Genomic DNA, 12,628 nt, shown 5'->3' with positions numbered 1-12,628 from the left:
GTTACGGATCCGGCACATGACCGACGGAGTGTTCCTGGGATCGAAGGAGTTCGTGGACGAGATGTGGGAACGGCACCGGGACAAGTTCGGCAAGCGGCGCAAGAGCGGCGCCCGCACCATCCGGGGCGCTCCGATCCCTGGGCTTACCGTGTTGCGAAATCTCCGCGTCGAGGCGGTGGGGTAACTCGCCGCATCTGGGATGACGTCACCTCACCGACAATCCGGGGCGACACGGCCCTGCGTTCCGTGCATCCCGGAGTTGTAGGGAGTGATGCGAACTTCGCCAAGCATCGCTTCGGAGGGCCGAGTTCCACGAGGCCGCAACGGCGTGGAGCGTTGGGTTGAGGACTCGCGGAGCTCGTCCCTCCGATTCGCTGCCTGCTCACCCATAACTCCGGGATGCACCGCCCTGCGTTGCTCCGGCATCTTTACCCTTTCCTCCGGTCTTGGGGACGCCTACAAGCACGGCCATGGATCCGCTGCTGAAGCTGCTGCGAGAGAACGCCGCCCTGAGTCCCGAACGGCTGGCCTCTTTGTTGGGGCTCCCCGAGGCGCAGGTGCGCGAGCGGATCCGGGCGTACGAGGCGGATCGCGTGATCCTCGGCTACCGGACGGTCCTCAACGAGGAGAAGTTGGGCCGCGAAATGGTCCGGGCGGTCATCGAGGTGCGAATCACGCCGGAACGCGGCGGCGGGTTCGATCGCCTGGCCGATCGGATCTCGAAGTACACCGAGGTGGAATCCTGTTACCTGATGTCCGGCGGGTATGATCTGCTGGTGGTGGTGGTGGGTCACGATCTGCGCGAAGTCGCCACCTTCGTTTCGGAGAAACTCTCGACGCTGCAGGGCGTCATCTCGACCTCGACCCATTTCCTGCTGAAGCCCTACAAGGAACAGGGCGTGCTGATGGGAGGCCCGGCTGCCGATGAACGGCTGCCCGTCACGCCCTGACCTGGGTGCCTCCCGGCCCGCTGGACGTGTCCCTCTCGATCCAGCCGGTCTTCCCCCTGACAGGGAAAAGGCCCGCCACCAACGTGACGGGCCTCGGGCGAAATGCGATTTCCCAACGCGATGCGCCGGACGCCCGAAGGCGCTTCGCCGGCCGGACCTATGAGAGTTCGGTCGTCCCGTAGGACAACGCCGACAGTTCCCGGCCGCTCTCGGTGGTGATCTTGCGGGTCTTCTCATCGAAGACGCAGGCCACGTTGAGCCGCTCGGACATCTCGGCGAGGGAGACCACCGTCTGGACACGGATGGCGAGGTCGATGCTGCCGTTGGGTTCCTTGCCCGACCGGATGCAGTCGAACCAGTTGTTCTCGTGCCACTTGATGGCTTCGATGGGCGCCAGGTTGTTGAAATCCTCCGGATCGATGTCCTCCGCGTAAGGACGCTCCGGCTTGAGTTCCACCCGGTTGCCGCCGATGTACAGCGTCGCCAGGTGGCCTTGGATGATGTCACGCAGCCCTTGCTCGCTGACACTCGAACTGCAGACCATCAACTGGTAGCCGCTGGGGAACTCGACGAGGGACGACACCGTTTCGGGCACGTCCCGTTCCGGGGTGCCGGGCGTGTTCCGGTCGGTGTGAACGTTCCGTGCCCCGGTGGCCACCACGCGACGCGGAAATTCCGGGTTGCCCGTGGCCAGCATCAGCGGATGCAACCGGTGCGGGAACAGGTCGCCCAGGAGGCCGGCGCAGTACGGGTAGTATTTCCGCCAGCGGAAGTAGTCATCGACCGAAAACGGCCGGTTCTGCACCACCGGCCCCTTCCATTGTTTCCAATCGATGTCCGAGGCGGACGCCCACTGCTCGATGGCGTAGTTCCACTCGCCCTTCGGGCTGTTTCGCATGTACGACCCCTGCCCCAGCACCAGGGGCCCGATGCCGCCGGCCTTGCACAACTCGGCCGCCTTGTGCCATTTGGCGTCCGAACAGCCTTGGGAACCGACTTGGAAGACCTTCTTGGTCCGCTTGCAGGCATCGTACACGTCGAACGCCTCCGGCAGGTACCGGGTCATGGGCTTCTCCACGTAGATGTGCTTGCCCGCATTCAGGGTGTCGATCGAGATCCGGGCGTGCCAGTGATCCACGGTCGAGCAGCAGATGGCATCGATGTCATTGCGCTCGAGAAGCTTCCGGTAGTCGTCGAAGGTCGCGCAACTGCCGCCACCGTCGCGTTCCGAGGTGGCCTTGGCCGATGCGGTGCGGTGCTTGGAGACGTCGCAGACGGCCGCGATGGCCACATTGTTCTCCGCGAGGCCGGCCTTGATGCTGTTGAGGTGGGCCATTCCCTGCCCCCCGACCCCGACGAACCCCACCACGATGCGGTCGTTGGCTCCGATCACCCGGCCGGTGGACGGAGCCAGGCTCTGTCCATAAACCGGAGTCTTGAGAGAGGACACGGCGGCGACAGCGGTGGCGGCGACGGCACTCTGTTTGATGAAGTCTCGGCGGGTGGCCTTGCCCGCGACAGTCTGGCCTGATCTGGTCTGCATAGCTCGGGACGGTTTGAGGGTTGCGGTCGTGCAGTGGAACTTATGGTTTTGGGGGCCCCGGTCAAACCTGAACTTCTTCTGAAACCGTGTACCCGTGCATCCCGGCGTTGTGGGGAGAGGTGCGAACTCCGCGCAGCGTCGCCTCGGAGGGCCGAGTTCCACGAGGATGCAACGGTATGGAGAATTGGGTTGGGGACTCGCGGAGCTCGTCCCTCCGATTCGCTCTCCGATTCGCGGCCTCCTCACCCCCAACTCCGGGAGGCACCGACCACCGCCTTTCCCCTGCCGGACTTCCGCGGCCACCCGTGGCTTGCCTTGCGGAACACGGCGGCAAACGCTCCCGCATGACGGGCGTGGAACGTTTTGACTTCGTGGTGCTGGGCACGGGCATCGCCGGTTTGTTCTTTGCCCTGAAGGTGGCGGCCCGTGGCCGGGTGGCCCTGGTGACCAAGAAGAGCCGGGCCGATTCCAATACCAACTGGGCCCAGGGCGGCATCGCGGCCGTGCTGGGTCCGGGCGATTCCTTCGAGGATCACGTGCAGGACACCCTCGATGCCGGCGCGGGATTGTGCCGCGAGGACATCGTTCGCACGATCGTCAGCGAGGGTCCGGACGCGATCCGCGAGTTGATTGCCTTCGGGATGCAGTTCGATGCCATCGAAGGTTCGGACCCGGCCACACGCGGAACCCCGCACCTGACCCGCGAAGGCGGACACTCCCGTCGCCGGGTGCTGCACTATCGGGATGTGACCGGGCGCGAAGTGGAGCGGGCCCTCCTGGCGGCGACGGAGCGGGAACGGAACCTGACGGTCTTCGAGGGCCACCTGGCCATCGACCTGATCACGCGGCGCAAGCTGGGATTGGCCGGAGACGACCGCTGTCTTGGCGTGTATGTGCTCGATCGGGCGACGGGAGCCGTCAAGGCGTTTCAGGCCCCGGTGACGGTGCTGGCCACCGGCGGATGCGGAAAGGTCTATCTCTACACCACCAACCCGGACATCGCGACGGGGGACGGCGTGGCCATGGCCAGCCGGGCGGGGGTGTCCATCGCCAACATGGAGTTCATTCAGTTCCACCCCACCTGCCTGTACCACCCCAAGGCCAAGTCCTTCCTCATCTCCGAGGCGGTCCGCGGCGAAGGGGGCATTCTCAAGACCCGCGACGGGTTGGAGTTCATGGACCGATATGATGCCCGGAAGTCCCTGGCCCCGCGGGATGTGGTGGCCCGGGCCATCGATTCGGAGATGAAACGGAGCGGCGCGGAGCACGTGGTGCTGGAAATCACCCACAAGCCGGCACCGTTCATCATCTCGCACTTCCCCAATATCTACCGGACCTGCCTTGAGTACGGGATCGACATGACCAAGGAACCGATCCCGGTGGTGCCGGCCGCCCATTACCAGTGCGGGGGCGTGGTGACCACCCTGGACGGCGAAACCTCCCTGCCCGGCCTTCTGGCCATCGGCGAGGTCGCCTGCACCGGGCTCCATGGCGCCAACCGCCTGGCCAGCAATTCGCTCCTCGAAGCGGTGGTCTGCGCCCGCCGTGCCGCCCGCCAGCTCCTCGATCGGCAGATTGCCGTTTCGGACACGTCCATCCCGCCCTGGCGATCGGGCCAGGCCGCCGACGCCGACGAGATGGTCGTGGTATCCCACAACTGGGATGAGATCCGGCGCCTGATGTGGGACTACGTCGGCATTGTCCGGACCAACAAGCGACTGCAGCGGGCGGCGAAACGCCTGGCCCTCCTCCAGGAGGAAATCCGCGAGTACTACTGGAACTTCACTGTCAGCGCGGACCTCCTGGAGCTGCGGAATATCGCCACCGTTGCGGAGTTGATCGTCCGCTGCGCCCTCGAGCGCCTGGAAAGCCGGGGACTCCACTACAACCTCGACTATCCCGATCCGGACCCCGCCTGGGCCCAGCGCGACACCGTGATCGGCGGTATCGCAGGGCCGGGTCCGTGAAAGGTGGAGTTTGCCGCAACGCGCGAGACGCGGTAGGTGTGGTGGGTCGTATGGATACCGTCTTTGGCGTTCTCGCGGGTCTGGCCCTGGCCGCCGCATGCGGATTTCGCGTCTTCGTTCCCCTTTGGGTGGCCAGTCTGGCCGTGCATGCCGGCTATCTCGAACCCACCGAGGGGTTCGCCTGGCTCGGCACCTGGCCCGCCCTGATCATGTTCACCGTGGCCACCGTGGCTGAAATCACCGCGTACTACGTCCCCTGGCTGGACAATTTCCTCGATACCCTCGCCTCCCCCGCCGCGGTGGTCGCCGGCAGCGTCGTGGCGGCTTCGTTCGCGGTGGATATGGACCCCTTCCTTCGCTGGACGCTGGCCATCGTCGCCGGCGGCGGACTGGCAGCGACCGTGCAGACCGGCACGGTTGCCGCACGCGGGATGTCCCTCTCGATGAGCGGCGGCATCACCAATCCCGGGGTATCCACCGCGGAACTGGGCGGTGCCCTGGTCACCAGTACCCTGGCCGTTGTCATGCCGTGGCTGGCCATCCTCGGCCTGGTGGCCGTCGGACTCCTGGCCGTCACCTTCGTCGTGCGACGCCGGTCCGGCAGCCGGGTCGGCTGAAAACCTCCCTGTCTCCCAGTCCCCGCTATCGCTCAACCTCTGAGGGTCATCCCTTCGCGGCTCCTAGTCGCCATCTCCGTCGGGTGCCACATCGCCAGGCGGCGCCGGGAGGTCGGCGGCGTCCTCCAACGTTTCCCGCACCACCCCCTTGAACACCTCGATCCCCTCATCGAACGCGGCCGCCATGGGAATGACCCGCACCTTCGGAACCCGGCGCTTGAACGATCGCAGGTTCGCCTCGGCGGCCGGTTCATCCATCTTGTTGGCCACCACCAGGCGGGGACGCCCAAGCAGATCCGGGTCGTACCGTTCCAACTCGAGCAGAAGCTGACGATAATCATCCCACGGCCGGCGCCCGTCGGTCCCGGCCATGTCCAGGACGGTCACCAGCGTCCGGCAACGCCGGATGTGACGGAGGAAGGCGTGTCCCAATCCCACATTGCGGTGGGCCCCTTCGATGAGCCCGGGCACATCGCAGACGACGATCCGGTGGAAGTCGGGATACTCGACGATCCCGATTTGAGGGGTGAGCGTGGTGAAGGGATAGGGGGCGATTTTCGGACGCGCCTTGGAGATCGCCGTCAGCAGGGTGGACTTCCCGGCGTTGGGAAACCCGACCAACCCGACATCGGCCAGGATTCGCAATTCGAACAGGAAATGACCTTCCTCCCCGGGTTCCCCCGGCTGGGCAAAGCGCGGCGTCTGGCGGGTGGCGGTGGCGAAGTTGCGGTTGCCCAAGCCACCCCGCCCTCCCTTGCAGAGCACCAACCGCTGCCCGTGCGCCGTCAGGTCGGCCACCAACTCGCGCTCGTCGCCAGCCCCGCCTGCTTCGGGCGATTCGGCGGAGAGATCCACCTCCATGGCGCGCACCGAACCGACGTGTCGGATCAGCGGACGCTGGCTGGTGCCCGCTTGGAGGAGGGGCGCACTGGACGGTCGGGAGGGCTCGGCGGGGGACTCCGCTTCGGGAACGACCGGAGGTTGAGGAACCGGGTCCGGCAGGCGCCACACCAGTGTGCCGCAGGGGACCTTCACGAGCAGATCCTTCCCGGCATGGCCATCCATCCCCTTCCCCATTCCATGGTCCCCATTCCTCGCGATCAAACGGGGCTGGTAGAATTGCTGGATGAGGTTGTTGAGGTCGTGGTCGGCCTCGAGGATCACGCTTCCGCCGCGCCCTCCGTTGCCGCCATCGGGACCGCCCTTGGGACGGTAGGCCTCGCGCAGAAAGGCCACGCAGCCCTTTCCGCCATGGCCTGCGCGGGCGAAGATCCGGACCTCATCCACGAACATGGCAGAGAATGGAAAAGGCGAGGCTGGGTGCCTCGCCCTTTTCGAGAGGGGTCGAGACCCCGGAAACTAGTTTTTGTCGGATTCCGAAGACGATGCGCTGTCGGCCGCCGCCAGCGTCGCCGGGACCGGAGCAAGCACATGGATCCGCCTTGCGTGGGTCTCAAACTTCACATGACCGTCGGCCAGCGCATACAAGGTCCAATCCCGCCCCACTCCGACGTTTCGACCTGGATGAAAGCGGGAGCCGCGCTGCCGGACCAAAATCGTGCCGGCAGTGACCTGCTCCCCACCGAAACGCTTCACACCCAGCCGCTTGCTGTTGCTGTCGCGCCCGTTGCGCGAACTGCCCTGACCTTTCTTGTGTGCCATGGGTTTTCCTCAGCCTTGGATCTCTTTCACCTCCACCACCGACAACTCCTGCCGGTGCCCCTGTTTCTTGTGGTACCCTTTGCGCCGCTTCATCTTCCAGACGATCTCCTTCTCGCCTCGCTTGTGCTCGATCAGGTCGGCAACGACCTTCGCTCCCTCGACCACCGGCGCGCCAACACGCACCTGGCCATCACGCTGGAGCAAAAGCACCCGCTCGAAGGTCACCGATTGCCCGGGCTCCACGGCAAGACGCTCGATCTCCAAACGATCACCGGCCGCAACACGGTATTGTTTTCCGCCTGTCTCTAGAACGGCATACATAATACTGGCCCCCAAAAAGGGCCGAGACCTTGCGCCGATCTGTTACCCGGTGTCAACGACTCATTTCGACTCATCTCAATTCCGCTCAGCGGGGATCCTGACATCCTGACCCTGGGGCGCCGACAGGCCGGCGCCCCAGGGCACCCCCCCCTCTCAGCCGTCGCATACTTCGCGAACGGCCCGTTCCACCTCCTCCCTGGCACGGCCGGTGACCCGTTGGATCCGCCCGACTAGTTCATCCTCCTTGCCCTCGACGTAGGTCAGGTCATCGTCCGTGAGCTGCCCGTACCGCTGCTTCAACAGGCCTTTGGCGACATTCCAGTTCCCCTTGATCTGCAGTTTGTTCATCCGCGTTCCTTTCGTTGGTCTTCCGTTTCAGATCCGAATCGTCGCGGCGCCGTCCGCCACGGCACCGCCCCCTCTCTTCGCAAAGCGGGTGCCAGGAACGCACCCGACTCGACGGCAACCGCCCAACTCCCGTCCACAACCCTGCTGAACCGGCGGAATTCGTCGCCTGCCCGAACCGCGATGGCAGCCCGAAATGGAGACGTTTGGAACTCACATGGCAGGGCAAAACGCCCAGGCACGGAGCTCCACCGTTGCAGAATGCATGATCGCCGAACGTGACTGTCATGAGCGAATCCGCCTGGAATTCCGAAATAACGAGGGAAATCCCGATATCCACCAGGTTCGGCATGCCGCCCGCTGAAGGAAGTAGCGAAACAATCCCGTTACGACATGAACTACTCTCACTTCGAAACCCCCACTGCCCTGCGAAACGACCTTCACTCCCTGGCCGACAGCGCCCGATCGCTGCTCGACGCCACATCCGAAGCCACCGATCGCCGGATCACCGAGGCAAGGGAACACCTTCTCCGGACCCTCGATCGCGGCCGTGACGGCTTTTGTCGCATGCAGGAGCGGACCTTCGACGGAGCGCGAGCCGCGGAACGCGTCGTCCGTGAACACCCCGTCACGACCGCCGCCGTCGCCCTCGGGCTTGGCGCCATCCTGCTCTGCCTGCTGTCCGGAAGGAGAATCTAACACGCCCCATCCATGGCAGCCTGACCCGTCCACCCGCGGGCCCGGAGGAAATCCCGGGCCCGCCATCCCCCAACTCCCGCATATGCTCTACACCCTGGCACTCGTTCTGGTCATAGCCTGGCTCCTCGGACTCGTCTCCTCCTATACGCTGGGCGGCTTCATCCACATTCTCGTCATCATCGCGGCCGTTGTGATCCTGATCCGCCTGATCCAGGGACGCCGGATCCATTGATTGCGCCCGCCCGTGGCACGAGCGGAAACGGTCACGGCTTGATGAACATCCGGACGCCGGTTCCTGGACGTCTCCGGGAGGCATCAGCCCGCCTGACTTGGAACCGGGGTGTGCCCCCGGATTCGAGCAACCGACGGTTGCCGTCCGGCACGACACGCTTGCGACGCGGATTCGGAAACCGCTTAATTCGCCCCCGGTCGTCGCCGGGCGCTCCGGCCTGCCCGTATGCGTCCGGTCCCAATCCAACGCCACCCATGTCCTACACCACCTGCACCGTCCCCGCCCATGGCGCCAAGATCGCCATCGCCGGCGGGAAGCTCGAGGTCCCTGATCAACCGATTATTCCGTTCATTCGTGGCGACGGCACGGGGCCCGACATCTGGCGGGCAAGCGAAAGGGTCTTCGATGCGGCCGTGGCCAGGGCCTACGGGGGCCGTCGCAAGGTGGCCTGGATGGAGGTGTTCGCGGGGGAGGAGAGCCATCGCCGCTTCAACGAATGGCTGCCGGACGACACGGTGCAGGCCTTCAAGGAATTCCTGGTCGGAATCAAGGGGCCCCTGACGACGCCGGTGGGCGGGGGTATCCGGTCCCTGAACGTCGCCCTGCGCCAGCTCCTCGACCTCTATGTCTGCCTGCGACCGGTCCAGTACTTCACAGGGGTTCCCAGCCCGGTGAAGCACCCGGAAAAGGTGGACATGGTGATCTTCCGGGAGAACACAGAAGACATCTACGCGGGGATCGAGTACGCCGCCGGAACTCCGGAGGCTGCCAAGGTTCTCGAGTTCCTGCAGCAGACCTTCCCCAAGCAGTTCGACAAGATCCGCTTCGGCACGACAGGGAAGGCGGAGGCTTTCTGGAAGAGTGTTGGCTCGGAGGGCTTCCCGACCGAGGTCCAAGTGGGCCTGGGGATCAAACCGGTCAGCTTCTCCGGCAGTGCCCGCCTGATTCACAGCGCCATCGCCTATGCCGTCCGAGCCGGACGCAAGTCCGTCACCCTGGTCCATAAGGGCAACATCATGAAGTTCACCGAGGGCGCATTCCGCGACTGGGGATACCAGGTGGCGAAAGAGCACTTTGGGGCGGTCGAGATCGATGGCGGACCCTGGTGCCGCATTCCCGAAGGCCGGCCCGGAGCCGGCATCGTGATCAAGGATGCCATTGCCGACATCACCCTGCAGCAGGTTCTGACCCGGCCGGAGGACTTCGATGTCATCGCCACCCTCAATCTCAACGGGGATTACCTGAGCGACGCGCTCGCCGCGCAGGTGGGCGGCATTGGAATCGCCCCGGGCGGCAACATCAATTACATCACCGGCCACGCCATCTTCGAGGCCACCCACGGCACGGCGCCCAAGTATGCCGGCAAGGACATGGTCAATCCCGGTTCGGTGATCCTGTCCGGGGAGATGATGTTCCGGCACCTCGGCTGGACAGAAGTGGCAGACCTGATTCTGAAGGGCCTTAACGGCGCCATCGGCAGCCGAAGGGTCACCTACGACTTTGCCCGGCAGATGGAAGGGGCGACGCAGATTGCCTGCAGCGAGTTCGGGGAGAACATCGTGGCCCACATGGGCTGATGGCTGAGTACCGGTGGGGGGGGGTGGCTCCATGTTCCTCCCCTGGCCAATCCGGACGCCACCTGGGCCGCAGCCCGCCCGGTTTTCCGGCCCACCACCGCCGGCCCACCACCGCCGGCCCACTACCGCCGGCCCATGCGGTAGTTCTCGAAGGCCAGCAGTGCCATCAGAAGGGTCAGGAAGACGCGCCCGCTGAGCAGCGCGAGCAGCGCGACGGCCGTGGCGCATACGAATCCGACCATGCAGGTAAGCTGATATCGCCGGTCCCCCAGGGTCGTTCGCAGCAGCAGGCCGCCATCCAAGGGCTGGATCGGGAGCAGGTTGATCAGGGTCCAGAAGTAATTGATCCAGACGAGATAGACCAGGACCTCCCGCAGGTCGCCCATCCCGGGCCGATGGGCCGTCATGCTCAGCAGAAGGATCGCCAACGTCCCCAGCGCAAAGCTGGCGGCCGGACCCGCTGCGGTGACCAGCAGGTCCTCCTTCCGGTTGAACCGGGCCCCGTGCATGATCGCAGCCCCTCCAAATCCGTGCAGCACGATCTCCGGATTGGCCCCGTACCGCCGTCCCACCGACGCATGGCCCAGCTCATGGACGAGGATCGAGAAGAAGACGACGATGATCCAGATCCCCATCCCGGCCAGGTTGGCCACGCTTGAATAGGCCCCCGGCTGGAGCCCCCCGCCCAGCAGCAGGCAGGTGATCCAGAACCAGAATTCGACTGTCACGGGGTACCCGAAGATCGTGAACCTCAGCATGCGGGCCCCGCCATGCCTTGGGATCGCCCAAATTGCAATCCCGTCCACCAACCCTGCGCAGCGCGCCCCCTTCCCTGCCTCGCAACGCCGCCACCCCTCCAACCACCGCCTGCCCCCCCCAATTGAGTGGACTCATAAAACAAATAGGCAGGTTGTCTATTGTTGACGCTTTATTCCACCACCCCTCCCGACTCCCGGCCCGCCTCCCCAGAAATTGCATCCCGCCGAGGTCGATGCCCTGTCGCCCGTCAGTCAACTTCAAGCTGTCAGACTATTTATAGGGAGGCCCGTCAACATCAGTATGCCGGGCGTATTATCTTGGGTCATGGCCATGATGGGCTCGTGCCTGACCGGACTCCTTAGAACTTTCCCCGCAACGCAGAAGTGGGCATGCGAGCCCGGAGGTCCGGAAGAATGCGTCAACAATCCTCAAGCCATACCGTTCGCTGAGCGCTGAGGGTTGGGCTCCCGGGTCAAGATTCAAAAGGCCCCAATCCATTGGGGCGGCCTGAAAGATTGACCCTCGCGGGCCGGCCGGCCACGACCTAGCATCGCCCGGTGGCGGTGCGCAACGTGGTGGTGGACTGGGGCGGTCAATCCCTCCGGAATCTGGGCGATCTGGCCATGCTTCTCGTGGCCGTCCGGCGCCTCGAACACCTGTTCCCCGGCGTGCAAATCCATGTGGCCACCCACGCCCCCGAGGCGTTTTTGAGAGTCTGTCCCCATGCCTTTCCTCTCCTCGAGGACGCCCTCCAGGCGCTGTTCTGGCGCCGCCTGATCCCGGGTCGCATTCACGATGTCTGCCCATTTCTTGGACGCATCGAGGATGTCGCCCTCCGGCGCTGGCCGCTGGCCGTGCTGAATGGCCGTATCCGCCGTTGCCTGCGGGACCCGGCCATGGCCGCGACAACGCGGGCAGCCCTGAATGTCCTGTACGAAGCGGACCTGGTGGTGGCCGCCGGGGGCGGCTACCTGAACGATGTCTTCCCAGGACACGCCCGCCGCGTGCTTGGCCTGCTTGAGACGGCTCTGCATCTCGGGAAGCCGGTGGCCTTGTTCGGGCAGGGAATCGGACCGATCCGGGACCGGCACCTGGGCGCCCTGGCTGGCAACGTCCTGCGCCGCGCCTGCCTGATCGCCGTGCGGGAGGAGCGTCACGGGCCCGCCCTTCTGCGCGACCTGGGCGTGGCGGAGGACCGTCTGTACCTGACGGGCGACGACGCTCTCGCCTGGGTGGACCCGCCGCCGGATCCCGAGCCTGGCCGGGAAGGGGCCGGCCGAATCGGCTGGAATGTGCGTCTTGCCCGCTACTCCGGGGATGGGATCGCGCCCTGGCAGGAAGTGGCGCGCAGGGTCTCGTCATTTGCCCGCGCCCATGGCACCCGACTGCTCCCCTGCCCCGTTGATGTGGGTCATCCGGACGGGGACGATGCCTCCGCCCGGGCGGTCCTTGAGGAAGCGGACCTCCTTGAAGATCCGGCTCCTCCCTCCACCCCCGAGGATCTGGTCCGGCGCATCGCCCGGTGCCGCATCATGGTCACCGCGAGCTACCACGCAGCGGTGTTCGCCCTCGGCATGGGCATCCCCACCGTCTGCCTGGCACGGACGGAGTACTATCGGGGCAAGTTCCAGGGTCTGGTGGATGCCTTCGGCGACGTGTGCCTCTTGGTCGGTTGGGAGGGATCGGATCCGCTTCCCGAGGTCGGCCCCTCATTGGTGAGAGCCTGGGGGGTTGGGGATGAAGCCCGCGAGCGCGCCCGTGGGATCACTGCCGATCTTGTGGGCCGAAGTCGGGCCGCCTACGACGCTCTGGCCTGCCGAATCGAGGAGAGACGGTACCGGTAGGCCCATCGAAAAGGCGCGGCCGGTCCGGCGTCGCAAATGGACGGAAACTTCGTGCATATGCACGAAGTTTCGGGTGGTTGCCATCCCGATTTGCTTGGAAATGGCCGGGGCC

Annotated in this window: 14 protein-coding genes; 8 read left to right on the top strand and 6 right to left on the bottom strand. The window is 65.3% G+C overall.

Annotated features, from left to right (window positions below):
• Both KF833_09840 and KF833_09835 read left to right on the top strand, forming a co-directional pair.
• Positions 1 to 184: chemotaxis protein CheW (locus KF833_09840; protein ID MBX3745597.1), on the top strand; the 184-nt coding region annotated here is incomplete at its 5' end.
• A gap of 286 nt (positions 185 to 470) precedes the next feature.
• Positions 471 to 950, top strand: a complete 480-nt coding sequence (locus KF833_09835) for an Lrp/AsnC family transcriptional regulator (protein ID MBX3745596.1) — start codon at positions 471 to 473, stop codon at positions 948 to 950.
• 157 nt (positions 951 to 1,107) lie between these two features.
• Here KF833_09835 and KF833_09830 read toward each other — a convergent pair whose 3' ends face one another.
• Positions 1,108 to 2,493, bottom strand: coding sequence for a Gfo/Idh/MocA family oxidoreductase (locus KF833_09830; protein ID MBX3745595.1), 1,386 nt, complete (start codon positions 2,491 to 2,493; stop codon positions 1,108 to 1,110).
• 344 nt (positions 2,494 to 2,837) lie between these two features.
• On the opposite strand from KF833_09830, the gene nadB reads away from it, so the two are divergent.
• Complete coding sequence (gene nadB, locus KF833_09825) at positions 2,838 to 4,460, top strand: L-aspartate oxidase (GenBank protein ID MBX3745594.1); 1,623 nt, start codon at positions 2,838 to 2,840, stop codon at positions 4,458 to 4,460.
• A 50-nt stretch (positions 4,461 to 4,510) separates the two neighbouring features.
• A complete protein-coding gene (locus KF833_09820; GenBank protein MBX3745593.1) occupies positions 4,511 to 5,077 on the top strand; it encodes a DUF4126 domain-containing protein in 567 nt (188 codons plus the stop codon).
• A gap of 63 nt (positions 5,078 to 5,140) precedes the next feature.
• Here KF833_09820 and obgE read toward each other — a convergent pair whose 3' ends face one another.
• The 4 genes from obgE to KF833_09800 form a co-directional block, all read right to left on the bottom strand.
• A complete protein-coding gene (gene obgE, locus KF833_09815; protein ID MBX3745592.1) occupies positions 5,141 to 6,370 on the bottom strand; it encodes a GTPase ObgE in 1,230 nt (409 codons plus the stop codon).
• 66 nt (positions 6,371 to 6,436) lie between these two features.
• Positions 6,437 to 6,739 (bottom strand): 50S ribosomal protein L27, encoded by a 303-nt coding sequence (gene rpmA / locus KF833_09810; protein MBX3745591.1) that lies wholly within the window; start codon positions 6,737 to 6,739, stop codon positions 6,437 to 6,439.
• Between the two features lie 9 nt (positions 6,740 to 6,748).
• Positions 6,749 to 7,060 (bottom strand): 50S ribosomal protein L21, encoded by a 312-nt coding sequence (gene rplU / locus KF833_09805; protein ID MBX3745590.1) that lies wholly within the window; start codon positions 7,058 to 7,060, stop codon positions 6,749 to 6,751.
• Positions 7,061 to 7,213: 153 nt separating this feature from the next.
• Complete coding sequence (locus tag KF833_09800; GenBank protein MBX3745589.1) at positions 7,214 to 7,408, bottom strand: CsbD family protein; 195 nt, start codon at positions 7,406 to 7,408, stop codon at positions 7,214 to 7,216.
• A 390-nt stretch (positions 7,409 to 7,798) separates the two neighbouring features.
• Between KF833_09800 and KF833_09795 the strand changes: the two genes are divergently transcribed.
• The 3 genes from KF833_09795 to icd all read left to right on the top strand — a co-directional run bounded on the left by KF833_09795 (position 7,799) and on the right by icd (position 9,913).
• Positions 7,799 to 8,104 carry a DUF883 domain-containing protein gene (locus KF833_09795; protein MBX3745588.1) on the top strand — a complete coding sequence of 102 codons (306 nt, stop codon included), beginning with the start codon at positions 7,799 to 7,801 and terminating at the stop codon, positions 8,102 to 8,104.
• Positions 8,105 to 8,186: 82 nt separating this feature from the next.
• On the top strand, positions 8,187 to 8,336 hold the full coding sequence (locus tag KF833_09790) for a lmo0937 family membrane protein (protein ID MBX3745587.1): 150 nt from the start codon (positions 8,187 to 8,189) through the stop codon (positions 8,334 to 8,336).
• A gap of 254 nt (positions 8,337 to 8,590) precedes the next feature.
• A complete protein-coding gene (icd, locus tag KF833_09785) occupies positions 8,591 to 9,913 on the top strand; it encodes an NADP-dependent isocitrate dehydrogenase (protein MBX3745586.1) in 1,323 nt (440 codons plus the stop codon).
• Between the two features lie 122 nt (positions 9,914 to 10,035).
• Here icd and KF833_09780 read toward each other — a convergent pair whose 3' ends face one another.
• Positions 10,036 to 10,671 carry a site-2 protease family protein gene (locus KF833_09780; protein ID MBX3745585.1) on the bottom strand — a complete coding sequence of 212 codons (636 nt, stop codon included), beginning with the start codon at positions 10,669 to 10,671 and terminating at the stop codon, positions 10,036 to 10,038.
• A 558-nt stretch (positions 10,672 to 11,229) separates the two neighbouring features.
• On the opposite strand from KF833_09780, the gene KF833_09775 reads away from it, so the two are divergent.
• On the top strand, positions 11,230 to 12,516 hold the full coding sequence (locus KF833_09775) for a polysaccharide pyruvyl transferase family protein (protein ID MBX3745584.1): 1,287 nt from the start codon (positions 11,230 to 11,232) through the stop codon (positions 12,514 to 12,516).
• The last annotated feature ends 112 nt before the right edge of the window (positions 12,517 to 12,628 follow it).

Source organism: Verrucomicrobiia bacterium, from assembly GCA_019634625.1.
Lineage (GTDB): Bacteria > Verrucomicrobiota > Verrucomicrobiia > Limisphaerales > CAIMTB01 > CAIMTB01.
This window is presented reverse-complemented; position numbering and strand designations above follow the sequence as displayed.